This is a genomic window from Nonomuraea sp. H19 (assembly GCF_052068215.1).
Taxonomy (GTDB): domain Bacteria; phylum Actinomycetota; class Actinomycetes; order Streptosporangiales; family Streptosporangiaceae; genus Nonomuraea.
In genome coordinates, this window is the sequence record NZ_JBQHCV010000011.1 from 216269 (window position 1) to 239967 (window position 23699).

Genomic DNA, 23699 nt, shown 5'->3' on the forward strand with positions numbered 1-23699 from the left:
CTAAGAAAAGCCAGATCAGGGGTGGATTGCCGACCTGGTTTGATCGTGCCTGGACCTGTTGTCGATCGTCCGTGCAATTAGCGTGCAATTAGCCCACGGGAACCAGCACGCCCGCCGCGCGTGACCCAACCCGGCAAGCTCCTCTACATCATCGTCTGCGCCGCAGGACCAGCCCCCGACGTCGGCCGCCTCGTCACCCTCGCCCAAGACGCCGGCTGGACCGTCCAGATCATCGCCACCCCGCCTGCACTCGACTTCATCGACGTTGCCGAGTTGGAGAAGCAGACCGGCCGCCCAGTCCGCAGCCAGTACCGCAAACCCCATGAACTCAAGTCCCCCCGAGCCGACGCCATCATCGTCACCCCAGCCCCCTACAACACCATCAACAAGTTCGCCCAAGGCATCGCCGACACCTACGCGCTCGGCCTTCGCTCCGAAGCCCCAGGACTCGGCATCCCCGTCGTCATCCTGCCCTTCGTCAACACCGCCCTGGCCTCACGCGACCCGTTCCAACGCAGCGTCGACCGACTCCGCGCCGAAGGCGTACACGTCCTCCTCGGCCCGGCCAGTTCGAACCACACCCACCAAGCTCCGGCGCCGAACGGATCGACAGCTATCCCTGGGCACTGGCATTGGAGAACTTGCTTAGGTATCAAGGGCGGCGCTCCGCGCCGTCACGCGGCCCCCAGGCCGCACGCTGCGCGTGCGGCCTGGGGCCGTTCTCGCCCGCGCTCGGGCCGCGGCTCTCATTCTGCGTGCACCCATACTTCAGATCATGGAACTGACCACACCTCGGCTGCTGCTGCGTGAATTCCGCGCCAGTGACCACGCAGCCGTTCACGCGTTCGCCAGCGACCCAGAGGTGACCCGCTACACCGACTGGGGGCCTAACAGCCTGCATGACACCACGGCCTTCCTCGCTGAGGTGGCACGGGATGCCCACGACCTTCACCGATGCCGGTTCACGCTCGCCGTCGTCGGACGCGAGCATGACATGCCTATCGGATCAACAGAGCTACGGATCACCAGCGCCTCCCACCAGCGCGGAGAGATGGGCTATGTCTTACACCGCCAATGGTGGGGAAGGGGATACGCAAGTGAAGTCGCCCGGGCCCTTCTTCGCTGGGGCCACCAAGAGCTCGGCTTGCACAAAATCTCTGCCACATGCGATCCCGACAACGCCGCCTCCGCCCGAGTCCTAAGCAAGATCGGCATGCGACGCGAAGGCCATCTACACGAACACCTGTATGTCCGAGGGCAGTGGCGAGACCGTCTGCTCTTTGCGGCACTGGCCCCATAGCTCCAAGTCAACACCCGCTCCGATGCGAGGCCGGCCAGCTATGGCACCACGCGACACGCCGCCCGCCCTCCGTCCTGGCACTGCGGCCTGGGGGCCGATCCCGGACGGCGGCGGGGCACGAGGCCGGGCACCGCACGCCCGCCGCGCAGTACCAACTGAACGCTCCAGAACTTGGGCGGTCCCAGCACCCGCTCGCCCGCAGAGCGCTCGACGAAGGTCACCCGGACGCGGACCGTAAGGCCTTGAGATCTATTGAGCAGCCAGCGATAGAGATCGACAGTTCAAGGGCGGCGCTCCGCGCCGCCACGCGGCCCGAGCACGGCCACACGCTGCGCGTGCGGCCTGGGGGCCGTTCTCGCGCGCGCCGCGCTCGGGCCGCGCCCGATGTGAAGGGCGGCACTCTTACGAAACGTCATGCCACCCTCCATCGCGTGCCCGCCCGTAGCTGGAACGCATCGCCTCAAGCCGGGATCGTACTGCGTCATCACGATGCCCGCGTGATTCGTCTTCAGCTCGTGAAAATGCACTGGCCAGGCACTGTCGTGCAGCACCTTGGCGAACGCGCGTGAGTGCTCCACGTCCACCAGTTCGTCATTAACCCCATGTAGGAGCCAGAAAGGAACGGGGTCCAGGTCTCCGCGCACTACTGCTTCAAGCGGCGCCTTCGCGGACGGGGGAGTCGACCGGCCATAGCGTGTTGCCAGACAGGCCACTGCCGAAGGCCGCCAACCATTGGCAGCCGAAGCATCTACAGCGATTCCCGATGCAGCTTTAGCCCCCCGTGACCAACCCGCCAGAAGCACGCGATGTGGATCTCCACCGAACTCTTCAGCCTGTCCCAACACGAAGGCGATCGACGCCAACAGATGAGCCCGTCCCCGCCCGGGGCATCAGGGCGCCAATCGGGCACAAACACCGCCACGCCGAGTTCCGCCGTGGCCCGCGCCAATGGCTCCAGGACGGTCCGTCGGCTTGCGAGGTGCGGGCGACCCACTGCCAGATCGCCGCGATGCTGTCGCTGCCGACCCCGAGCGTCGCGCACGCGGCCAACGTCAAGATGACCACCAGCGGATGCCGCAGTCCGCAGGCCCAGCGGCGATCGGGCACGGCCGCCAACCGGCGCATCAACGCCCGATTCCACCATGATCGGATCGGCCTCCAGCTCGACTTCCCACAATGCCAGGTCGGCGAGCTGGTCAAGAGTAGGGACGAGACGAGAGCTGGCCAGGGAAGATGGGGACACGAGCGCAACTCCTGCGACGATCTTCGGATTCGAGACCTGAGAGATCAGCAGAAGTCGCGCTCTTTTGTACTCCACCTGGCCAAACGCTCAACGTCGCCATACCGCATCAGGAGGCGTCCTGGCGTCCCCTGAGCGCGCGGTCGACCTCGGCGCTCCAGCGGGCCTTCCACTCCTCGTCGAGCCCGATGCTTCGGAACGGGGCCCGGCCACGCAGGCCCGCCGGGTCGAGGCCGGGGGAGTGGTGGCTCGCTATGAGCATCTCCAGCTTCGGCAGCTCCGCGACGCTGCCGAGGTCGGCCAGGGAGGGCGCGTACAGCGCGAACAGGCTCTCCAGGCACGGGAGTTCGTGGCCCGTGCCGAGGGTACGCAGCTTGGGGCACTCGCTCGCGGAGAGGTAGTCCAGTGCGGGCAGCGGCGGCAGCCCTGCGAGGGTGGTCAGCTCCGGGCATTTGTCGATGCTGAGCTTGATCAGCGCTTCGCAGCGCGGGATCGGCGAGGCGTCCCTGAGCTGCGGGAGGTTGATGAGGTTCAGCGACTCCAGCCTCGGCAGGGTGCCCAGCACGCTCAGATCCCGAAGCCCGGGGCAGTCCCTGAGATAGACGTACTCGATCTCCGACAGCCCCTCGATGCCGTCGATCGAGGTGAGCTGTGCGGAGCCGTGCAGCCCGAAGAACGTCAGTCCGGTGGCGCCGGAGACGGCGCTGACGTCGAGCAGCCCAGTGCAACCGTAGAGGTTGATTCGGCGGAGTCGGGGGTGGCTGCCGAGGCCGTGCAGCGAGGTCAGCCGAGTGCAGCCACCCAGGTTCAGCGCGGTGAGGTGCGGCATGTGCGCAAGGCCCTCGAGAAACTCCAGCTCGGCGCACTCCGAGGCGTCCAGCTCGGTGAGACCGGTGAGGCTCGCGAGCGCCGCGAAGTCGCGGACGGACGTCCTGCTGACGCTGAGGGAGCGCAGGTTCGACAGCGCCTTGAGTGCGCCGAGGTCGCTCACGCCTGGGCAGTTGTCGAGGACCAGCTTCTCCAGGCCGGTGAGCGCGGCGAGCGGTCCGAGGTCGGTGAGGTCGCGGCAGCCGCTCAGCACCAGGGTAGTGAGGCCCGTCAGCCCGGTGAGCGGCGTCAGGTCATGGACGGCGCTGTTGTGCAGGTTGAGGGTGCGTAGCCCGGTCAGTGTGGTGAGCGGGCCGATGTCGCTGAGGCTCTTGGAACCCTCCAGGTCCAGCTCCACGAGGCCGGTGAGCGCGGCGACTCCGCCGAGCTCGGTCAGATCCTTGTGCTGGAATACGCGCAGCGTGCGCAGCGACGTCAGGTGCCGGATGCCGCAGTCCAGGGTGAGCTTCCTACCGAGCTCGAACTCGGTGCGGCCCTCGCGCGCGAAGGCGGGCGCGACGAGCAGCCGCGCGAAAGCGTCGCGGTCGGCCGCGTCACGCCACGGCTTCAGCAGCTTCTCCGACTCCTGCGGTGCGAACTCGGTAAAACGCGCGGCCAGTTCGTACGCCTCCTGCGTCTCAGGGCCCTGGACGGCGGCGAGGTCACGGAAGGCACGCCGGGCGCGCGCGGCGGTCGGCGGTTTCTCATCTCCCAACAAGGCGTGATACGGGGCGAGTCGGGACGTCTCGTAGCTGCTGCTGGTCATTCCGGAACTGTAGCCAGCGGCGCTGACGATGCCCCACGAACGCCCTCACCCCGGCACGCCTGGCCATGCACACCGGCCCGCACCATCCAGTCGCCGACCTAACCCCTGACATGCCCCGCATTTTCCGGAGGATGTAGACACGAGCGCGGCTCCTGCGAGGATCTTCGGTTCAGGGCCAAGAAAGATCACCAGAAGTCGCGCTTCTTCGTCTCTCACCTGCCGAAACGCTCAACATCGCCATACCGGATCAGAACCTGAGAACGCCGGGGCCCTGGGAGAAGACCGGCCTGCTCGAGATTCATCGGCAATGGCTCCAGACATCTTGATCGCCGGTGTGCCCGCGGGGGGCACACCGGGTCACGTAGAGCCGATTCCCGTCAGAACCTGGTCAGAGAGTAGAAGCCTGCGGACCATTCACTTACGCCGTGAGTAGTCCACGATCACATTCAAGGGAAGCCGCCGAGGCTTCGCCGGAGCGCGGCCGGACGCGCGTGGAATTCGCGGCTAGCTCGACTTGCAACGCGTTGTCGAAGACCCTCGCATCACCAGCGTCAGCCCCTACACCAAGCGTCTATTCGTTCACATCTTCCGCATCACCGACCCTGCCCAGCTAGACACCGAGTTCATTGGCTGGGTCCGCGAAATGACGTTGGACGGGGGGCATCACCTGAGATGACTGACGTCGTACCCGAAACTCGGCCAGCGCTCCACCGATGGCGAGAGTCCCACAAGACGGTCGGCGATCGTGCTGACAAGGAAGCGGTCAGCGAGCCACCAGGGTTGCAATATGAGGGCGTTCACAACCGTTCAGAGTGGACCGCTCACGCCGTCTGACCTGCATCGAACGATTCGGAACGGCTCCGACTGGGCGAGGTTTGCGGCGGGACCCCGCGGCTCTCCCATGTGAGTGCCGGCCGTTGATCGAACCATGTGAAGTATCTTCACCGCATGAAGATCCCCGAGCTCGCTGACTTGATTTGGCTCTTTGAAGGCGAGCCGGAGCGCCAGCATGACGACCTGCACTGGCCGATTGGTCTCCACTCCTTTCACCTTGACCGAGGTGCGACGTCGGTTCTCTTCTCCATCGACCCTGCGGCAGGTGAGGCGTACATCAGCCTCTATGCGAACGAGAAGGAGATCGCTCATGTAAGCAGACTCCGGCCTCTCGGGCGGCTCTCCGTTGACGGGCACCAGCCAGACTATGAAGGTCTTACGTTGTGGTTCAGGGATGCAAGCGAAGAGCCCGTCAGGCTCCAAACCAAGCCATCGATCCGGCTGGCATGGGATGTGAACGGCCTCGGGGAGTGGTAGCACGCGTTACTGTGGCGCGCGTCGACGGGATGATCGTGGGCCATTAGCGGGCCACTGACCAGGGTGACGAGCGGTCGACCACGGTCACTCACGATCCCATCGCCACAGTCTGTGACCAGCAACGCCCTGCTACACATCGCGATCGGTGAGTTCCCGAACTGACGGCGCGGGTTCGATTCCCGTCACCCGCCGCACTCAGTACGAAAGCCAAGTCTGGCGTTGATTCCCGACCTGGCTTTGATCGTTTCCAGAGCCCTTTCGAGCTCCTATGCGCCTCAGGTGCCCGATCCGCCCGGATCTTGCTCGTCCTCTGACTCCAGCGCTTCCTCGGCGGCCTGCCGAGAGCGATCGCGATGTCCCAGGGTTGCACGGTTGGATCGCGGACGCGGCGATAAGGTCCAGGCGTGAACGATATTGCTGGTGGGGCTGAAGATGAACGGTTCTCGGATGGTTCGCAAGACGCGTCGGCGCGATCTGTCGTGATGATGTGTGGGATCGCGGGGTCAGGCAAGTCGACCTATGCACAGGCATTGGAACGACGCGGCTATGTCCGGCTGTCGATCGATGAAGCGATCTGGACCCGGTTCGGACGCGATGCTGCCGAGTTCGATCCGGCAGAGTACGAGGACCACAAGGCGGCTGCCGAGGAAGCATTGAGGAAGCGGCTCGTAGATCTGATGGAAGCCGGCCAACCGGTGGTCTTGGACTACAGCTTTTGGCGCCGGACGACTCGTGACTACTACAAGGCCCTGATCGAGAGTCATGGGTGTCGGTGGGAGCTGATCTATCTCAAGGCGAGCCCAGAGACGCTGCGCCAGCGACTGGCCGTACGCAACAAGCTGCACGGGGCCAACTCTGTGACCGTGTCCGAGGATCTCCTCAACAGGTACCTGGCCGGATTTGAGGAGCCCGTTGACGAAGGGCAGCTCACGATCACGCAGGACTGAGACGACCGATGGCGAGAGGCGTGCGACATCCTTCATGATCACGCCGACAAGAAGCGTGGTTCTTCGTGTCCGTTGCGTGGCCGTTCTCAGAGCGATTAGCGCTGGGCCTTGATCTTTTCTAGGATTGTTGATCTCGGCGTGCCATTAGCGTGCCTTGGAGGTCTGTCTGACAAACGATCAGCTGCTCGCTTCGCCTGGCGGGAGACTGTCGGGGATTGCCGCAACGCAGCGCGATAACATCACGATCGTGGCGGATTGGGAACTTCGGCCGGCTTCGGCGGCGGATGTCGAAGCTGTGGCCGAGGTGCGGGCCGTAGTGCTGAGGCCGGATCTCGAGCGGCTCGGACGATACGACGAGCAGCGGGTGCGGCAAAGGCTGAGGGACGGGTTCGCACCAGCGCACACCTGGATGATCGAGGTAGGTGGTGTCTTGGCCGGCTGCGTGGCGCTGCGGCCGGCGAAGGACACCTACTGGCTGGAGCACTTCTACCTGGACCCGGATTTCCAGGGCAGGGGCATCGGTTCTGCCGTGCTGCGCAGGCTGCTGGAACGGTGCGACCGCGAAGACGCCGTGGTCCGACTGAACGTGCTGCAGGGCAGTTCGGCCCGCCGACTGTACGAGCGGCACGGGTTCACGGTCGAGACCGAGGACGAGGTGGACGTCTTCATGGTGCGCGACCCGGTCTTCGGCTCGCCAACGTCCGGCGGGAACCAGTAGGCCAGGTGGATCGTCCTCATCATCGCCTGCCCGCTCGTGCCCCCGGGCGGAAAGCCGGTCCTGAGTGATCGTGATTGACCCCCCGTTACCCCTCTTAACGGCCCTTCAATGGTCCGGCGATAGCTCACTACCTGGCTTTTCGCACGGGCCGCGCACCCTGCCCGCACTGAGCTCATCCCGTCCGCCCGTCGACCCGGGACAATCAGGTCGTGGAGATGAAGCTCAGGCAAGCCCATCTCCGTGACGACATCCATCCACCGTGTACGGCTATCAAGGGCGACGCTCCGCGCCTCTACGCGGACCGAGCCTGGCCACACGCTGCGTGTGCGGCGTGGGGCCGCGTAGAGGAATCATCACCAGGCGAGGACGCCGTCCGCCGTCTCGGCTGAAACCTGCTAGAGATGAACTCGAGGTCACCGCGATGATGTCCCGATGCACAAGGCGACCGCTTACCATGACGCACTCGGCGACTTCTTCGCCAAGAACGCAGATACGAGCCCCTACAACGCCTACACCGACAGACCCGCAATGCTTCAACTCGCGGGTGATGTTTCCGGAGCCAGAATCCTGGATGTCGGCTGTGGAGCAGGTCACTATGCGGCCGAGCTCTCGGCCCGCGGCGCCCAGGTGGTGGGAATCGAGGGCAGCGCCACACTGCTGCGCCACGCGCAAGCACGCGTGAACGGCCAAGCAGAACTACTTCTCCATGATCTAGAAGAGCCACTCGGTTTCGCCGCTGACGCATCGTTCGACGGGGTGGTCTGCGCCCTCGTATACGAGCACGTCAGGAACCGTGTGCAACTGCTGGGCGAACTGCGCCGCGTCCTGCGACCAGGTGGATGGCTCCTGGTATCGACCACCCACCCCACAGCCGACTGGCGCCACTTCGGAGGCTCGTACTTCAGCCACGACTGGAGAGACCTGCCTCTCGGAGACAGCGGGCTCTCGATCCACTACCAGCGCATGCCATTGGAGACATTCTTGGGCGAGCTCTTGGCCGCAGGGTTCCTGCTGGAGCAACTGATCGAACCGCGCCCCACGACCAACCTTCGGGATATCGACGAAGCCGCCTACGACAAGCTTCACCAAGCGCCATGCTTCCTCGCCGTAAAGCTTCAGCGTCCTTGATCACAAGAGTCGTTGAGAAAGACTCATTCCCTGTTTACCATGGCCCGGGCTGTTCCAGGGGTTCATCCTGTACTACGCGAAGCGTCCGGGACGGGGCGCTGGGGCCACCTCTGCGATTGCGCCGGGCCTCGATGAATCAGCGCGGCACGGCACAAACCCCCGAGAAAGCTCGCCAAGCCGATCGTGTATCACCGCGGCGGGCTCACGGGTATCCCAGGATCGCCTGGGCCGTGAGGAGGGTTCCGTCACGGACGAAGGTGACGCTGACCTCCGTACCACCCGTATGCTCCCGGCAGAAGAGCCAGACGTCGGCGATGTCGAAGACCGGCGCGGCGCCGAGCCGGACGACGATATCGCCTGGGCACAGCGCGGCCTGGTCGGCGAACCCGCCGGGTGCCACGCTCACCACCTCGGGCCCGGCCGGTGTGTCGACCAGGTGTGCACCAAGCTCGGCCCTGAAGGTGTTCATACGGTCGAACTTGACGCCCGTTCGCAGGTAGAGATGCAGGCCCGCCAGGTTCTGGGTCCAACCGTGGCGGGTGCCGTCGAGATGTCCCCGCCATGCGGCGCTCTCACCGAATCCGGCCTCTTCGATGCGCACCACGGTGCCTTCGGCGGTCTCCTCGAAGCTCACCGTCGTTCGACGCTCGCTAGGGACCGCCGCGGGCGGCTCCAACCACACCAACCTCTTGTGCTCTTCCACCTGTTCGATCGACCAGGTCAATTCGCCATGACCAGGGATGGTGAACCTGATCCGGCCACCGGGCCGGATATCGCACTCCACGATGGTGCCGAGCCAAGCCTCCAGGTAATCAGGCGTGGTGAACACCTGCCACGCCTGCTCGACCCGCAGGTCGAGGACGAAGGTCATCTCGAAGACGCCACCCATGGCAGTCCTTCCGAGCCGAGAACGCCGATATCGATGTCGCATGCTTCAACGCGTGTGGACTGATCGGCTACTTCACGCCGACGGCGCTGACGTGGGGTTCATCGCGGGACGCCGTCATGGTTCGGAGTTCGTCATCGTGGCGGTGCCACTGTCCGCTGGATCGGGTGTCGGCATTGTTCAGCCGGCGTCCGGAACGTAGGTCAGGTTGAGCACGCCCGTCTGGAATGTTTCGGACTTGACCAGTTTCAGCGGGTGGGTGGGGGTGTCCTCGAACAGCCGCTGGCCATGGCCGACGACGATCGGGTGAACGAGCAGCTTCAGCTCGTCGAGCAGCCCGTTGGCAAGAAGCCACCGCACGGTCGTCGCGGAGCCGGACATCTGGATGTCGCCGTCGGTCTCCTTCTTGAGTTCGCGCAGCTTGGCCGCGACGTCCCCGGAGATGATCGTGGTGTTGTTCCAGTCCGCCTTCTCCAGGGTGCTCGACACGACATACTTGCGGACGTTGTTGAGGGACATGGCGACGTCTTGGTCGGTGTCCGTCGTCTGCCAGTACGCGGACCACTCCTCGTACAGCTTGCGGCCCATCAGCATCGCCGCCGCGCCCTGCATGCCCGCCTCGACTACGGCGCCCATCTCGTCGTTCCAGTACGGGAAGTGCCACTGGTCAGGCGACTCGACCACGCCATCCACGGAGATGAAGAAACTCGAGATGATCTTAGCCATTGCTCTGCTCCTTGGTCGTTGGGATTAAGAGGAGTGGTTCACAATATCGAGATGAGCAAGTCGATGACGATCTTGCACGCGCGGGCACCCGTCCCGTTGCCGGGTCGGCGCGCTCTTTGGCATGTTTCTCGGGCCGGTGCCTGGCTTGAGCCCGCCCCGAATGCCGCGACTGGGAGGTTATGTGGGAACGAGCGCTCAGGTCTTGTACAGAAGCGACAGCGGCTCCGACGGGTCCTGATCGATCAACTGCGTGGCGGTCCGCCCGATATAGCGGGTCAGCGACCGTGCCAGGTGCGGTTGGTCGAAGTATCCGAGCCGGTGGATCACGTCGTGGGCCGGCACACCCTCCTGGATCAGGATCGCGGCTTGCCTGGCACGATGAATCTGCCGGACGGCACCGCGGGTGAGCCCGGTCGCTGCCACGAAGCGCCGCTGGATGGTGCGTTCGGACACGTCCGGCGACGCGCCGCCAAGCACCGCGGCCACGATCGGGTCACGGACCAGAACGTCTTCGCGCACCAGTCGCCGTACGAACACTTCGGCATTGTCGTAGTCGGGACGGCGCCAGGTCGAACCCTTCAGCCAGAACGACCTGCGCGTGGCATCGGGAATCTCTGCAGCACCGTCGACGAGCCGATCGATCGGAAGATGCGGCATCGACGTGCCGAGTGAGAAGCTGATCCCGAAGAACGTGGCGTCTTCGGGAACGGGGGCGGGACTCGCCCTCGACTCCGGACCATGAACAGCCACGTTGACCTGACCGCGGTGCTCCCAGAAGACGAGATCCACATGGGTTACCGCAATCGACGTCATCCGGTTGACGTCATCGCTGCTGCTCCGCCACACACGCTCGATGTACGGCGAATCGGATGATCGGCTCTCGACCTCTAAGCCCATCCGAGCTTCCCCCTCGCTCCATTGGCCCTATCGGGGTCCTGCTGCGGATATACACGGGTGATCTTCCGCGTCCAGTGACCCTTCGTCCTCCTCGCTGCTTGAGTCTCCCAGCCGTACCCGCCGAGTCAAGGACGCCTGTGGGTGCGAAGGCGCACCGTTCTCCGTCTACTCCACGTAAGTGCCATCGGGGCGCATGACTCCCCGTCGTTGTCGCCGTTCTACTCCATGATCGCGAGTTGCTCGTGATCGCGACACGACGCCATCGTGACAGGTATTTCTTTGCGATCTCGGTAGCCATCTGCCCGTCTATGTCCGCAGAGCCGCCCTCCGTCGTGCCGTCGGCGTGCCAACGGTGGCCCCAGTCGCAGGCCGGCCCCGCTGTGAGCGGTGATTCAGGCAACTTCCGAGCCGATCGCGCGGGTTCGATTCCCGTCACCGCCCAAACTATGAAGGCGCAGGTCAGGAGCCGGATCCTCGTCAGAGCCTTGATCATTTCGGCAAGCTTGCCGATCTCCCGTCGCGAGCGTTCGCTCCGACAGCACATACTGGAGGGGATGAAGCCAGCCAGCGGCGCGCCCCGCCGTCACTTGCCCACAAGTCCCTTCAAACCGCCGCCCCCCGCCCCGCCTGCCGAGCGGTTCAGCGTGAACGACCAGGTGACCCATGATCGATACGGCCTTGGCGTCGTTATCGGGGTAGAAGACGAGGTCGCCGTGCTCGTCGATTTCGGATCGCGGCAGGAACGCATCACAACGCCATTCAACAAGCTCTACAAGCTCTGAGCCCGCTGCACTGCGGGGAAACGCACAGCGCGAGCGCATCCACGCCGGAGTCTGGCTCGCCCAGGCCAGCGTGGGCCGTGTAGAGAACTTTCTTCCTCGGTCCGGCCAAATGAGCACGGGTATGCCGCGAGGAAGCGTAGCCATGCCCTCCCGCGGGCCCGTTGCGTACCCATGCGAAGAGTGATCAGCGCGGGTTCCATTCCCCGTCACCCGCTCCACGGTGGACCAACGTCATTGAGTCGGGCACACCGCCAAGTTGCGCGACGGCTGGCGAGACTCCGCCATATTCAGCTTCGGCGTTCGCTTGCCGCGCGTGTGGCTCCAGGGTGGGGCGAGTGCCGGCTCTCGAAGATGGTGCGGAGCGTGGGGTCTTGAGCGGTCGCCCAAGACCCCGTACATCAGCCCTCCAGGTAGAGCACGACGGTGCTGAGGGGCGCGACGTCGATCGGGAGGCCGAGCCGGACGCGGCCCCCGGTGGAGAGATTGCGGGCGTATCCGGGTCCGGAGGTGTACAGGCGGCGGGAGCGCTCGCCGTCGGTGTTCATCCCGATCAGGTAGCGGCCATAGGAGCAGCGGTAGAACTGCGCGCGGCCGACGAAGAGCTTCTCGACGCCAGGGAAGGACACGCCCAGCGCGGGGTCGGGCACGTCGGCCGGGTACGGCCCGACCTTGAGCACCTCACCGGCGGCGGCCTGATGTAGCTCGGGGCCGGGCGGCGGGAAACCGCCGGGCGGGATGTGCGAGGCGGCCGGGTCGTTGATCGCGAAGTTGAAGCAGACCCAGTCCTGCTCGGTCCAGGTCTCCCCGGTCGGTGTCACATAGCTCTGCTGGCGGATGGTGGCGACCCGGTGGGTGTCGGGGGTGATGTGGTGGACCCGGGCCAGGTTGTTGACCGCCTGCCTGGCCCGCCAATAGAGCGAGGCGTAGAGGATCTCCCGGCCGTTCTTGATCGCGACGACGCCGTTCTCCTCGTCCGAGAAGACGAAGCTCGGGGCGTCCCAGTCCATGGGGAAACCGGCGCCGGAGTCGGGCCGCGCAGTGAAGGCGGGCCAGTCGCGCTGGACCAGTCGCAAGGCGGAGAGCCCGACACGCGCCCAGGAATGGGTCTGGAGCAGCCCGAGGTGGCCGAAGAACTGGTTGTCGGCGATCATGCGCTGCCCGCGCCCGGTCATGCCGCGGTCGTCGAATACAGCCGCCGCCATGAGGGAATGGCCGTCCCAGTCCACCCGCTGGGCGTAGGTGACGTCGCCTGGGTAGTGGTCGTCGCGCCAGCCGACCGCGGCCTCCAGCCGCATGGCGCGATAGCCGTCGTTGTCCACCTCGGGATAGCGGAAGACCGCCCGCGCGTTGATCATCTTGATCAGCTGGGCCTTGAGCTCCGGGTCCTCGACGCCGTCGAAGCGGGTGACCGCCTCGTAAAGCAGAACCAGCCAGCTGGTGATTTCGCCGTAGTTGCCGACGTAGCCCAGCTCCTTGGTCAGCCCCTTGCGCGTGGTCTGGTAGAAGTGCTCGCCGAGAATCTTGCTGGGCGTGCCCGAGGCGTCTTCCTTGCCGAGGAAGGGCTTCAGACCGACGGACTGGTGGATGTAGTCGCGGGCCTTCTCCTCGGTAAGGGGTGCCTTCGATGGATTTATCTGCATCAGCGCTCGGTTGCAGCGGTAGATACCGAGCGCGCAGATCATCACTTGGTTGCTGTAGTGCGGCATGTGCTGGCGCCAGTACGAGATGCTCTCGGTGAGCATCCGGGTGTAGGCGTCCCGCCGGATCGGCAGGTTGCCCTGGTCGGGTGGGGTGGCGCCGTCCAGCGGGGTGACATCGACGTCGTCGAACCAGGCGGTGCCGCCACCCTGGAGGCGCACGTCGAGCCGGAGCTCCGTGGCGGTGGCCGGGGTCGTCAGCTCGCCGATGATCTGCGTCCAGTCGTTGGTGCCGGTCGGGCCGTAGAACTTGTTGTCGGTTCCGACGATCTTCCCTGCCGCGTCGTAGAAGAGCACATCGAGGTAGACGCCGGGGGCCACGACGTTCTCGGTCTTCACCCACACGCTGTACCGGTGTTTGCCCTGGCCGATCAGGGTGCGGTTCTGCGCGGTGTTCCAGCCCGCGGCGGCGCCCGCGGCGGCAGTGATCTTGACTGAGCGTGTGCCGCTCCGCTTCACGGTGTCGTCCCAGAGCCATGTGGCGGCGCCGGCCCAGATGGCCGTGTTCCAGCTGGCGGGGGCCGTACCGCCGCGTTCGAAGCCGGGGTTGGGCGCGCCCACGGTCCGTCCGCCGACCGGCCGCTCCAGCCGGTCGCCGAGAACCTTTTCGAGCAGCACAAGCGTGTGGCCGACCTTCCCGAAGCCCTCCCACTGCTGGTCGGAGGCGGTCAGTACGGTGGGGTCGGTGAGCCACTTGGTGTAGCGGGCGTCGATGGCGGCCAGCACCTGGTCGATCGCGTCCGGGTTCTGGTAGGCAGGGCTGTCGGGATAGAAGTAGCCCTCCGCCAACCCTTGGTACGCCCAGGAGTCGAGGGAGGCCGGGTTGCCGTTGACCCAGTTGCGGTGTTCGGTCAGCACCCTGGCCTTGATCTTCTCCAGGATCTCCGGTCCCGGCTCGGGGCGGACAGGCACCGGAGGGACGGCCCCCTGGATGCCGTCTCCGGCGAAGTACGGCTCGGCGTGCGTGTAGATCCGGTAGAAGGGGCGGCTCGGATTGTTCATCGAGCGGTAGAACTCCTGGGTGTTCTGCCCGTAGCCCCAGATCCGGCCCATGGCGCGGATCTCCAGCGTGACCTGCTCCCGCTCCTTGGTCAGCGACTCGGGTAGCGGCAGGGTGTGGAAGTGGAAGCGGCCGGGGGAGTGGGCGTCCAGGCTGAGGATGTCGAGCGGGTCGACAGCGCCCAGGTGGTAGTGGCCAACCTGTTTGCCGTCGCAGAACAGCTGCAGGCGGGACTGGTCGCTCTCGCTCGCGGCCCGATCTCCGCCCCAGAGCTTGATCGTCACATAGGTGGTGTCTTGCGGCAGGCACTTGACGGTGAAGGCGATGGTGCCACCCCAGGCGCCCGCGGGATCCTGCGGATTGAGCACGCGGGCGGGCTGGCCCAGGGTGCCGGACACCACATCGGAGCGGTTCAGGCTCACCGCGTGAGCGGCCTCCGACGCCTCGTCGCCGAAGACGACCATGTCGAGCGGCGCGGCCGGCCGTAGGTATGAGGCGGCTGCCGCCTCGCTCGTCCACAACCAGCTGCCAACGGCCAGCGCCCCGGTGGAGGCGAGTACGGTCCTACGGCTGATCTTCTCTGTCATCGTGAGCTTCCTGTCGGCGAAGGCTGTCCATGAGCCCCCGCAGCGTCGGCACTTCAGCAGCGAGAGACAAGAACAGCGAGAGGGGGGTGATCGGTAGCAGCGAACTGGTGATGACCAGGGGCTGGTCGTGGCTTGGGCTCGGTGAGCGCCTGGGTGTTTCAGTGGCGGCAACCCCGATGTCAAGGGGAAGGTCGGCTCCTCGCCGCCGAGCATGAACAGCGGATGGTGGTCATCACAGAGCCCGATTCCCGGTGGAGAGGAGTGACGTCCTTCGGGCGGTCGACGGCGGGCTCGCGCTCGGCTGCGTCGGGCCGGAAGACCTGGGCGTGGTGGCGACCCTCCACCAGCGCGTCGGGTGCCGTTGCGGTCCGTCTCATTGCTGCCTCCAGCTATGGAAACCGGTGGCTGTGACGCTAGGGCTACGCACCCTCTACCACAAGCATTCGTTACGAGAGTGTTACTGGAGAGGTCCGTGAGATTGCGCAGCAAGGGCGGCTTGCTGGAGACCGTCCAGCTCGAACGTTGATGTGGTTACCGATGAATCCGAATCTCTCGGCCCGTTGACCCCGAACCTGATCGGCTCGTACGGTAGGCACCGGTTTCTATATTGCAGGAAAGAGGCTCGCTCGTGACCCACTACTAGGGGGCGCTGCTCGCCATGCGCACGACCATCTCGCGATGCACCAGAGGCACGCGACCCATCACATCCCGCATCGGCGCCAGGCCTGTGGACCCTGATCAGATGCAGACAGGTGGTACTCGCGGGAACCGGTTCGGAAGGCCGGCGCAGACCTGCGCGCCAAGGGCTCTCGGGAGGCGGGTGGCCTATCCGTGCGACGGTATGTGTTCCGGCCCCCGTGCATCGCCAAACGGCGATCTTATGTTCCAACTCGGCACGCAGGCCCCGGTCATGCGCGGGGCAGATGGGCCAGACCTTCCAGATCAGCTCCATCTTGGGCGGCGTCGGCGCCGGTCGCGAGCGCACCTTGCCTTTTGCTGACGGTGGCCGCGGTGCTCGCCGTCACGAGTGCCGCGTCAGATCCAGCACCCCGACCGTCTGGCCCCCGCTCTTCTCACCTGTGAGCTGGAACCCGAGCTTTCGGTAGAAGCCCTCTGGTCCGCCCTCTCCCGGCTCCCACGTGACGTACATCTGCGTGCCGCCCCGCCGCCTGACTTCGGCGGCCACTGATTCGACGGCGAAGCGGCCGACACCACGCCCCTGTGCGTCGCTTGCCACGTTGAGCCGCCACAGGCCGGACCGGAAATCGACCCCCTTGCCGTCCCAGTCGATATCGATGAAGGCCATGAGGAAGCCCACGGGACGGTCGCCGTCGAGGATGAGGCGTGGCCAGGCTATCTGCGGGTGGACGTAAGCCTCGGCCAGCGACTTCACCACCGGTGAGACGAAACGCTCCTGGTCGGGCCGGACTTTCACCGCGAGGGCCGTGTCAATGTTGGCGGGTGTGATGGGCGCAAGTCGGAGAATATTCGTCATCCAAGAACCATATGGGCCGGGTTCGCATGCCGTGTGCGGCCGCCGCCCCAGGGGCAAAGGGTGATGCCGCCCCGGGGGGCAGGCCCCGGGGCGGCATCAGCTTTACTTCGGGCGGTCAGTTCCCGGTGTAGCGGAAGATGTAGAGGCCGTGGTCACGGTCGCTGGCGGCGACGTACTCCTGACCGTTGTGCTCGAACACCTGCACACCCCAGAAGTTGTTGCCACCCTCTTCGATGAAGTGGCCCACTTCCTGGATCTTGCCGTCCACGATCCGCGTCACCCGGAAGCCCGCGGCGTAGTAGGAGAAGTAGGCGAGGTCGGCCTGTACGGCGGAGGTCGCCACCTCGTGCACCGACAGGTCACCCTTCCCGGTCGCGTACGCGGGGTCGTGCGCCTCGGGCACCGCGTACGTGTCGAGCTCGGCCATCGACTTGCCGTCGTACAGGTGCACGTAGCCCCAGCCGTCGAAGTACGACGAGAACGTCAGCGTGTCACCCGTCGTCCCCAGGGGTACCGGCAGTGACTGCGGACCGGTGCCGGCGAGGCAGGCATCGTTGTTGTACGGCTGGTTGAAGATGGCGAAGCCCTGGCTGCGCGGCGCCACTCCGAAGGCCGGGATGTCACCCTCGACGCTCATGCCGAGCGAGCCGTCGCATCCGTCAGTGCCGGTGCGGTTGAAGATCAGGACGGCGTCGTAGCCACCGGCCTTGATGACGCTGTCGACCTTCTCCGAGAAGGTGCACAGCCCTCGCTCCACCACGGCGATGTCGACGACATTCGGGTCCCCGGCGGGGACGGCGGGGTCGGCGGGCGGGGGGCAGGCGCGCCCGACGAACTTGCTCACACCGGTCAGCGTCTGCCCGGTCTCGAGCTTCTTGGTGCCATCGCCCTGGCCGGCATTGATCACCGTGCCGTCCGTGACGTTGGACGCTTTCAGCGCGAACGGTGAGAAGTCCTCGTCGGCGGCGAGAACGTACTTGTTGTCGAGGGTGAACTCGGCCTGGTGACCGTTGCCCTCCGGCCTGACCGTCAGCCCGCTCTCGAGCGCTTCCGTGTCGGGGTCGGCGAAGGTGCTGTCCGCCAGCAGGGAGATGTTCAGCGGGTCGGTGACGTCGATCTGGACGTAGCCGCCGTCCCAGTACGACAGCAGCATGACCTGCTTGCCGCCGATCTCCTTCACCACCATGTCGTGCAGGAAGACCTCGTCGAGGCCCGGCTGGGTGATGCCGGGGAACTTCTGGTCGAGGTCGTACTCCGCGATGACCCGGGGCTTCTTCGGGTTCGTGATGTCGAGGATGTCGACATCGTGGCCTTCCTCGTTGTCCACGATGACGGCGTAGGCCTTGTTGCCCGCGTCCCAGGCGAAGACGCTGTGGATCTCGTTGGCGTCCTTCTTGCCGGCGCCTGCGACGGTCTCGTCGCCGATGCCCACCGCGAGCGGGGTCGGATGCGCGGGGTCGGTGACGTCGTGGATGTTCAGCCCGCCGACCCCGGGACTCTCCTTGCACTTCTCGTTGTTCGTGACGAGGATGTCGCCGTTGAAGGCAGGCGTGTCGATGTGCAGGGCCTGCACGCCTTCACCCGGCGCGCTGCCCTCCTTCGCGACGATGAACGCGACTTCCTTGGGCTGCGCGGGGTTCTTGATGTCGACGACGTGCACGCCGTTGTACTTGCACGTGGCGCCGCCCCAGGCCGCGAGGTATGCGTAGCCCTTGTAGACGCCGACATCCGCGATCTTCTCCGGCTCGACGTTCTTCAGCGCGAGCTTGCTGATGAGCTCGACGTTGGCACTCGATGCGGGCAGATGGCCCTCGTCGCCGCCGTGCTGGTGGTGATTGTGCGTGATCTTCGCGTTGTCGATCGCACCGTCGCTGCTCGTCGCACCGTCATGCGCTAATGCGGACGGTGCGAGTGATACCAGTGTTGCGCCGGCAGCGATGGCTGCGGCTACCGCTAGGCGGCTGGCCTTGTGCCTCATAGGGGAGTATTCCTCCGTAGTGGTGGCAGAGGATGGCAGTACCGGGAACATAAGGCGCAATACCGGCGTTCCGGAAGGGTTCCTCCTACATTTCGTAGGAGACTTACAGGTAGCGGTGTGATTTGTCCGCTTTTATGGTGAGATGTGCATTTCTCAACATGGAAGCGGCAATCCCACCGCAACAATGACGACACCGAGGAGTGGGGGCATCGCCAGCGCTATCGCGGCTCCCATGCCGAGCCTGCCTGGCACCTCTCCCGATTCGAGGCGGGCGATCCGCTGATTCAGCAACTCCCGGGTCTCGCCGGCGGCGGCCAGGCCGCCGGGCGGGCCGGGCCTGAGCTCGAGCCGGCGGAGCGCGCCGATCACCGGGGCATGGCCGTAGCGGTGCGCGGCGGCGTCATCGGCCACCATCTCCACCAGCCGGGACAGCTCGATCCGGGCATGCCGGAGGGTCGCCGACCACGGCAGGGCCGCCTGCACCGCGTCGACCACCGCGAGCAGGAGGTGGTGCCGGCGCCGTAGGTGGGTACGTTCGTGCTCCAGCACCGCGCTCAGTTGGTCGGCGTCCAGCAGCTTCAAGGCTCCGGTCGTCATCACGATCGGCCGCGAACGTCGCGGCAGGCAGTAGACGAGCGGCGCGGCATGCTCTATCAGGCAGACGTCGTTCGGATCGTCCGGATATCTCGCGACCAGCCGCACCATGTCGTGGTGCCGTCGCCGCTCGGTGATCGTGCGGCGCGCGCGGGTCGCACCGTGGTACAGCGCCCGCAACAGCACCCCGCCGGACAGGAGGGCGAGCACTATCGTGGCCAGCTCCCCGCTGTGCGTGTGTCCCGGCACGCAGGAACGAAGGTGCTCGATCCAGGAATGCACCGGTCCCGGCGGCCAGGCGAGCACGAAGCACGTCAGTGCCAGCAGCACGACGACCACGCTTGCCACGACACCGGCCCACACCACCACTGCCACGCCAGGGCGGCGGCGCAGCCACCTCACCCGCGCGACTATCGGGCCGGCGAGGTGCGCCATCAAGAAGGCGGCGGCGATCAGTCCCGCGATGTTTCCGGCCATGGCCCCTCATCCCGCGTCGGGGCGCTCGCGCTCCGGTCGGCCAGCGCGTCGAAGAGCCTCTGTGCGTCCTCGGAGTCGACGCTCTCGGCGAACCTGGCCAGGACAGGACCGCGATCCGGCAGCTCTGACAGCGCGTCCAGCATCACGGCGACGATGTGCTCCTCACGCGACCGCACGGGTGCGTAGGCGATCGCCACGCCGGACCAGGCGCGCGTGACCAGGTCCTTGCGGGCGAGCCGATCGGTGACCGTCTGGACCGTCGTGTAGGCGAGGGGCCGTTCCCGGCCACGATTCACCTGCTCGAGAAGGTCACGGATCAGGAGCGGCCGGCTCGCCGCCCACAGGCATTCCATGATCGCCTGCTCCAGCGGCCCGAACTCCGCCATCTCGGCGTCTCACCTTCTCCAGGAGCGCCGCCATCGGCGCGTGATTACGACCCCCAAACGGTACCGAAACCACCTCAATACCCCAAAACTCCGCGGGAGGCACGGCTCCGCCGAGCCGCCGCGGGCTGGACCTGCGCCCAAAATCGTTTGACCGGCTCCGGGAAGATCGACACGATCACGAAGTGCACATCGAGTTTTCGAGGATCTCACCCGGCGACGCGGAATCCCTCGCCGACTTCCTGGCCGGTGAGGAATGGCCGTATCACGCGGGGACGCAGGACCGGGAGACGGTCAGGCGCCGGGCCGCCGAAGGGCTCTATGACGACGCCGAGACGCGTACGTTCTGGGTGCTCGCCGACGGGGAGCGGGCCGGGCTGGTCAAGCTGCAGGATCTGGCCGACGACACGCCCATGTTCGACCTGCGGGTACGGCACTCCTGGCGAGGGCGCGGCATCGGCACGCAGGCGGTGGCCTGGCTGACCGGTTATCTCTTCGGCGAGCTGCCCGCCATCACGAGGATCGAGGGCACGACCCGCCAGGACAACCATGCGATGAGAGCGGTTTTCCGCAAGAACGGGTACGCCAAGGAATCGCATTACCGGGAATCGTGGCCCACGCCGGATGGGACGTGCTACGACGCCGTCGGATATGCGATTCTCCGGCGGGACTGGATTTCCGGGACGGTTACGCTCCCGAATTGGGCGGACGAAAGCCTCACGTGAGTTCCGAGCTCAGCAGGCCCATCATGACGAAGTCGTGGCGCTCGCCTCTGGTGCGGAAGGCCTCCCTGCGCCGGCCTTCCGCCACGAAGCCGACCTTGGTGTAAGCGCGCATCGCCGCGGCGTTGTCCGCCACCACCCAGAGCGTCACCCGGTGCAGGCCCATTTCCTCGAAGGCGTACCTGCAGATGACGCGGAGGGCGTCGGTCGCGTAGCCGCCGCCCCAGCGATCACGCTCGCCGATGGCGATGCTCTGCAGCGTGGCCTCGCCGTTGCGGAAGTCCGTGTCGCCGAGGGCGACGTAGCCGATCAGCTTCCGGTCGTCGAGCGCTTCGATGCCGAGCAGCATCTGCTCGAAGGTGTTGCGCGGCCGGTTCGCGCCCTTCTCCATGTTCTGGGCGAGGGAGATGGGCGGCGCGCCGTCCATCCACCGGCCCACCTCGGGGTCGTGATACCAGCGCCACATCGCCTCGCTGTCGGCCGGCTCGAGGGCCCTGAGATGGACACGTTTCCCGGTCAGCATGAAGTCTCTCCTCATAGGTGGCCGGTCACATCTACCAAGAGCCTTGATCGGGACGCAAAGTGTTTTCGACCCGGTCACGGGCTACCGCGTTCTACGAGCGGGCGTTCGGCGCGCGCCGCAGCTTCACAGCGTTTCGAAAGTCACTACAGCGGGTAAGGCCGACATAAATTATCTGAGCTGCCTGGTTTCAGGAGCCACAGATGTCCCGGATCACGCTCATGCCCGCCGCTCGTGAAGCGCTGCGCGATGACGAAGTGGTGTTCTTCGACTGGCACGTGACGGGTCTCTGTTGCGCGGACGCGGGCGAGTTCTCGGTACGGCCGCTGCGCCGCTCCCGGTTGCCCCGGAAGGCACGCAGCCTCGAATCCGATCTGGTGTACGCCCATCCGACCGCCTGGGTGCATCTGGTCGAGCTTCCGGTCATGATCGACTGCCGCCCGCTGTGGCGCTGGCGGCGCTTCACCACGGATCTGCCGCCGGACGCCGGACTGCGCTGCTGCCTCGGGCGCCCTCTATATGGCCCGATGCATGGGAGGTAACCGGTGAAGCCGCGTTCCATCATCATCTGGACGGCGGTCGCCGTCGTCGGCGCCGTGGGCTGGGCCGTGCTCGCGCTTTCCAGGGGCGAGAACGTCAACGCGGTCTGGCTCCTGTGCGCCGCGCTCGGCTCGTACGCCATCGCCTACCGGTTCTACGCCAGGTTCATCGTGCGCAAGGTGCTGCGGGCCGACGACCGCCGAGCCACCCCGGCCGAGCGGCTCGACAACGGCATCGACTACCACCCGACGGACCGGCGGATCCTGTTCGGGCACCACTTCGCCGCCATCGCGGGGGCGGGGCCGCTGGTGGGGCCGGTGCTGGCCGCGCAGATGGGCTACCTCCCCGGCACCATCTGGATCATCGCTGGGGTGATCTTCGCCGGGGCCGTGCAGGACATGGTGGTCCTGTTCTTCTCCATGAGGCGCAACGGCCGGAGCCTCGGCCAGATGGCGCGCGAGGAGATCGGGCCGGTCGGCGGGGCGGCCGCGCTCATCGCGGTCTTCGCCATCATGATCATCTTGCTGGCGGTGCTGGCGCTCGTCGTGGTCAACGCGCTCGCACAGTCGCCGTGGGGTGTCTTCTCCATCGCGATGACCATCCCGATCGCCCTGTTCATGGGCTTCTACCTGCGAATGATCCGCCCGGGCAAGGTCGTCGAGACCACCGTGATCGGCGTCGCGCTGCTGATCCTGTCGATCGTGGCCGGCGGCTGGGTGCAGGAGTCGAGCTGGGCGCCGATCTTCACGCTGAGCCCGTCCGCGCTGGCGCTGTGGCTGATCGCGTACGGTTTCGTCGCCGCGGTGCTGCCCGTGTGGATGCTGCTGGCGCCGCGCGACTACCTGTCCACGTTCATGAAGATCGGCACCATCGTACTGATCGCGATCGGCATCGCCGTCACGTTGCCGCCGATGCGGACGACGGCGTTCACCGACTTCGCCTTCAGCGGCAAGGGGCCGGTCTTCGCGGGCTCGCTGTTCCCGTTCGTGTTCATCATCATCGCCTGCGGCGCGCTGTCGGGGTTCCACTCGCTGATCTCCTCCGGCACGACGCCGAAGATGATCCAGAAGGAGACGCAGGTCCGGCTGATCGGCTACGGCTCCATGCTCATGGAGTCCTTCGTCGCCGTCATGGCCATCACCGCGGCCTGCGTGCTGTCGCCCGGGCTCTACTTCGCGATGAACTCCCCGGCGGGCGTGGTCGGGGCCACCGTGGAGTCCGCCGCCCAGGCGGTCTCCACCATGGGCTTCGTGATCACGCCAGAGGAGCTGCGGGCCGCGGCGGCGGCCGTACAGGAGGAGACGCTGATCGCCCGGACGGGCGGCGCGCCCACGCTGGCCGTGGGCATCTCGCAGATCTTCTCCGGATTCCTCGGGGGAGCGGGGCTGCAGGCGTTCTGGTACCACTTCGCGATCATGTTCGAGGCGCTGTTCATCCTGACCACGGTGGACGCGGGCACCCGGGTGGGCCGGTTCATGCTGCAGGACACGCTGGGCAACCTGTGGAAGCCGATCGGCAGGGTGAGCTGGTGGCCGGGGCTCGTGGCGGCCAGCGCCCTCGTCGTGGCGGCCTGGGGATATTTCCTCTACCAGGGCGTCAACGACCCGCTCGGCGGCATCAACCAGCTCTTCCCGCTCTTCGGCATCGCCAACCAGTTGCTGGCCGCCGTGGCGCTCACCGTGGCCACGACCCTGCTGATCAAGAGCGGCCGGCTGAAGTGGGCCTGGGTGACGGCGGTGCCGCTGGCCTGGGACGTCGCGGTCACGCTGACGGCCAGCTACCAGAAGGTCCTCTCCACCGACCCCACGCTCGGCTTCTTCGCCCAGCGCGACCGCTACCAGACGGCGCTGGACCAGGGGCAGTTGCTCGCGCCGGCCAAGTCCATGGACGCCATGCGGCAGATCGTGATCAACTCCACCGTGGACGGCGTCCTGGCGGCGCTGTTCGCAATCATGATCATCATTGTGATCCTGGACGCGGCTCGCGTGTGGGTGAAGGCGATCAGGACGCGGGAGCCGCTGCCGAGCGCGGAGGCGCCGTTCGAGGAGTCGAAGATCGTCGCCCCGGCCGGGCTCATCCCCACCCGCGAGGAACGCGAGCTGATGGCCAAGGCCTCATCCGGCTAGAACTCCCTGATG

At 66.1% G+C, this 23699-nt stretch carries 20 protein-coding genes; 10 read left to right on the top strand and 10 right to left on the bottom strand.

From position 1 onward, the window contains the following. Window positions 1–120: 120 nt before the first annotated feature. Together ACTMTI_RS25545 and ACTMTI_RS25550 are read left to right on the top strand one after the other, a co-directional pair. Window positions 121–810: a flavoprotein gene (locus ACTMTI_RS25545; protein ID WP_441123032.1), complete on the top strand. Its 690-nt coding sequence runs from the start codon at window positions 121–123 to the stop codon at window positions 808–810. Beyond that, the gene (locus tag ACTMTI_RS25550; RefSeq protein WP_441123033.1) at window positions 776–1300 is read left to right on the top strand and encodes a GNAT family N-acetyltransferase; all 525 of its coding nucleotides are present in this window, start codon (window positions 776–778) and stop codon (window positions 1298–1300) included. The genes ACTMTI_RS25545 and ACTMTI_RS25550 overlap by 35 nt, the downstream gene beginning before the upstream one ends. Before the next feature lie 1349 nt (window positions 1301–2649). Here the strand turns inward: ACTMTI_RS25550 and ACTMTI_RS25555 are convergent. Beyond that, entirely contained in the window at window positions 2650–4173 is a 1524-nt protein-coding gene (locus ACTMTI_RS25555; protein ID WP_441123034.1) for a leucine-rich repeat domain-containing protein, read from the bottom strand. 948 nt (window positions 4174–5121) lie between these two features. Here ACTMTI_RS25555 and ACTMTI_RS25560 point away from each other — a divergent pair. From ACTMTI_RS25560 to ACTMTI_RS25575, 4 genes are all read left to right on the top strand, one after another. After that, window positions 5122–5484: a hypothetical protein gene (locus ACTMTI_RS25560; RefSeq protein ID WP_441123035.1), complete on the top strand. Its 363-nt coding sequence runs from the start codon at window positions 5122–5124 to the stop codon at window positions 5482–5484. 404 nt (window positions 5485–5888) lie between these two features. Beyond that, the gene (locus tag ACTMTI_RS25565) at window positions 5889–6431 is read left to right on the top strand and encodes an AAA family ATPase (protein WP_441123036.1); all 543 of its coding nucleotides are present in this window, start codon (window positions 5889–5891) and stop codon (window positions 6429–6431) included. A gap of 247 nt (window positions 6432–6678) precedes the next feature. Beyond that, a complete protein-coding gene (locus ACTMTI_RS25570; RefSeq protein WP_441123037.1) occupies window positions 6679–7149 on the top strand; it encodes a GNAT family N-acetyltransferase in 471 nt (156 codons plus the stop codon). A gap of 432 nt (window positions 7150–7581) precedes the next feature. Further along, the gene (locus ACTMTI_RS25575; protein ID WP_441123038.1) at window positions 7582–8277 is read left to right on the top strand and encodes a class I SAM-dependent methyltransferase; all 696 of its coding nucleotides are present in this window, start codon (window positions 7582–7584) and stop codon (window positions 8275–8277) included. A 202-nt stretch (window positions 8278–8479) separates the two neighbouring features. On the opposite strand, the gene ACTMTI_RS25580 is transcribed toward ACTMTI_RS25575, so the two are convergent. From ACTMTI_RS25580 to ACTMTI_RS25590, 3 genes are all read right to left on the bottom strand, one after another. Continuing rightward, window positions 8480–9166, bottom strand: a complete 687-nt coding sequence (locus tag ACTMTI_RS25580; RefSeq protein ID WP_441123039.1) for an SRPBCC domain-containing protein — start codon at window positions 9164–9166, stop codon at window positions 8480–8482. A 177-nt stretch (window positions 9167–9343) separates the two neighbouring features. Continuing rightward, on the bottom strand, window positions 9344–9889 hold the full coding sequence (locus ACTMTI_RS25585; RefSeq protein ID WP_441123040.1) for a dihydrofolate reductase family protein: 546 nt from the start codon (window positions 9887–9889) through the stop codon (window positions 9344–9346). 195 nt (window positions 9890–10084) lie between these two features. After that, window positions 10085–10786: a helix-turn-helix domain-containing protein gene (locus ACTMTI_RS25590; protein WP_441123041.1), complete on the bottom strand. Its 702-nt coding sequence runs from the start codon at window positions 10784–10786 to the stop codon at window positions 10085–10087. 446 nt (window positions 10787–11232) lie between these two features. On the opposite strand from ACTMTI_RS25590, the gene ACTMTI_RS25595 reads away from it, so the two are divergent. After that, window positions 11233–11568: a hypothetical protein gene (locus ACTMTI_RS25595; RefSeq protein ID WP_441123042.1), complete on the top strand. Its 336-nt coding sequence runs from the start codon at window positions 11233–11235 to the stop codon at window positions 11566–11568. A 398-nt stretch (window positions 11569–11966) separates the two neighbouring features. On the opposite strand, the gene ACTMTI_RS25600 is transcribed toward ACTMTI_RS25595, so the two are convergent. The 5 genes from ACTMTI_RS25600 to ACTMTI_RS25620 all read right to left on the bottom strand — a co-directional run bounded on the left by ACTMTI_RS25600 (window position 11967) and on the right by ACTMTI_RS25620 (window position 19782). Then, on the bottom strand, window positions 11967–14852 hold the full coding sequence (locus tag ACTMTI_RS25600; protein ID WP_441123043.1) for a hypothetical protein: 2886 nt from the start codon (window positions 14850–14852) through the stop codon (window positions 11967–11969). A gap of 1021 nt (window positions 14853–15873) precedes the next feature. Further along, a complete protein-coding gene (locus ACTMTI_RS25605; protein ID WP_441123044.1) occupies window positions 15874–16347 on the bottom strand; it encodes a GNAT family N-acetyltransferase in 474 nt (157 codons plus the stop codon). A gap of 115 nt (window positions 16348–16462) precedes the next feature. After that, complete coding sequence (locus tag ACTMTI_RS25610; protein ID WP_441123045.1) at window positions 16463–18325, bottom strand: PA domain-containing protein; 1863 nt, start codon at window positions 18323–18325, stop codon at window positions 16463–16465. A gap of 153 nt (window positions 18326–18478) precedes the next feature. Continuing rightward, window positions 18479–19396, bottom strand: coding sequence for a M48 family metalloprotease (locus ACTMTI_RS25615; RefSeq protein WP_441123046.1), 918 nt, complete (start codon window positions 19394–19396; stop codon window positions 18479–18481). After that, on the bottom strand, window positions 19372–19782 hold the full coding sequence (locus ACTMTI_RS25620) for a BlaI/MecI/CopY family transcriptional regulator (RefSeq protein WP_441123047.1): 411 nt from the start codon (window positions 19780–19782) through the stop codon (window positions 19372–19374). Before ACTMTI_RS25620 ends, ACTMTI_RS25615 begins: the two co-directional genes overlap by 25 nt. A 182-nt stretch (window positions 19783–19964) precedes the next feature. Here ACTMTI_RS25620 and ACTMTI_RS25625 point away from each other — a divergent pair, with 182 nt between their 5' ends. Beyond that, window positions 19965–20504, top strand: a complete 540-nt coding sequence (locus ACTMTI_RS25625; protein ID WP_441123048.1) for a GNAT family N-acetyltransferase — start codon at window positions 19965–19967, stop codon at window positions 20502–20504. Here the strand turns inward: ACTMTI_RS25625 and ACTMTI_RS25630 are convergent. Then, on the bottom strand, window positions 20497–21024 hold the full coding sequence (locus ACTMTI_RS25630; protein ID WP_441123049.1) for a GNAT family N-acetyltransferase: 528 nt from the start codon (window positions 21022–21024) through the stop codon (window positions 20497–20499). The genes ACTMTI_RS25625 and ACTMTI_RS25630 overlap by 8 nt on opposite strands. 200 nt (window positions 21025–21224) lie before the next feature. Between ACTMTI_RS25630 and ACTMTI_RS25635 the strand changes: the two genes are divergently transcribed. Continuing rightward, a complete protein-coding gene (locus tag ACTMTI_RS25635) occupies window positions 21225–21563 on the top strand; it encodes a hypothetical protein (protein ID WP_441123050.1) in 339 nt (112 codons plus the stop codon). 3 nt (window positions 21564–21566) lie between these two features. Then, window positions 21567–23687, top strand: coding sequence for a carbon starvation CstA family protein (locus tag ACTMTI_RS25640; RefSeq protein ID WP_441123051.1), 2121 nt, complete (start codon window positions 21567–21569; stop codon window positions 23685–23687). Window positions 23688–23699 lie beyond the last annotated feature (12 nt).

What these genes read in the sequence shown, in the direction of transcription:
- ACTMTI_RS25595 (WP_441123042.1), top strand. Translation starts at nt 11,233, where the DNA reads ATGAAGGCGCAGGTCAGGAGCCGGATCCTCGTCAGAGCCTTGATCATT.
- ACTMTI_RS25630 (WP_441123049.1), bottom strand. Translation starts at nt 21,024, where the DNA reads ATGCTGACCGGGAAACGTGTCCATCTCAGGGCCCTCGAGCCGGCCGAC.
- ACTMTI_RS25585 (WP_441123040.1), bottom strand. Translation starts at nt 9,889, where the DNA reads ATGGCTAAGATCATCTCGAGTTTCTTCATCTCCGTGGATGGCGTGGTC.
- ACTMTI_RS25605 (WP_441123044.1), bottom strand. Translation starts at nt 16,347, where the DNA reads ATGACGAATATTCTCCGACTTGCGCCCATCACACCCGCCAACATTGAC.
- ACTMTI_RS25575 (WP_441123038.1), top strand. Translation starts at nt 7,582, where the DNA reads ATGCACAAGGCGACCGCTTACCATGACGCACTCGGCGACTTCTTCGCC.
- ACTMTI_RS25560 (WP_441123035.1), top strand. Translation starts at nt 5,122, where the DNA reads ATGAAGATCCCCGAGCTCGCTGACTTGATTTGGCTCTTTGAAGGCGAG.
- ACTMTI_RS25635 (WP_441123050.1), top strand. Translation starts at nt 21,225, where the DNA reads ATGTCCCGGATCACGCTCATGCCCGCCGCTCGTGAAGCGCTGCGCGAT.
- ACTMTI_RS25580 (WP_441123039.1), bottom strand. Translation starts at nt 9,166, where the DNA reads ATGGGTGGCGTCTTCGAGATGACCTTCGTCCTCGACCTGCGGGTCGAG.
- ACTMTI_RS25615 (WP_441123046.1), bottom strand. Translation starts at nt 19,396, where the DNA reads ATGGCCGGAAACATCGCGGGACTGATCGCCGCCGCCTTCTTGATGGCG.
- ACTMTI_RS25600 (WP_441123043.1), bottom strand. Translation starts at nt 14,852, where the DNA reads ATGACAGAGAAGATCAGCCGTAGGACCGTACTCGCCTCCACCGGGGCG.
- ACTMTI_RS25620 (WP_441123047.1), bottom strand. Translation starts at nt 19,782, where the DNA reads ATGGCGGAGTTCGGGCCGCTGGAGCAGGCGATCATGGAATGCCTGTGG.
- ACTMTI_RS25550 (WP_441123033.1), top strand. Translation starts at nt 776, where the DNA reads ATGGAACTGACCACACCTCGGCTGCTGCTGCGTGAATTCCGCGCCAGT.
- ACTMTI_RS25590 (WP_441123041.1), bottom strand. Translation starts at nt 10,786, where the DNA reads ATGGGCTTAGAGGTCGAGAGCCGATCATCCGATTCGCCGTACATCGAG.
- ACTMTI_RS25610 (WP_441123045.1), bottom strand. Translation starts at nt 18,325, where the DNA reads ATGAGGCACAAGGCCAGCCGCCTAGCGGTAGCCGCAGCCATCGCTGCC.
- ACTMTI_RS25555 (WP_441123034.1), bottom strand. Translation starts at nt 4,173, where the DNA reads ATGACCAGCAGCAGCTACGAGACGTCCCGACTCGCCCCGTATCACGCC.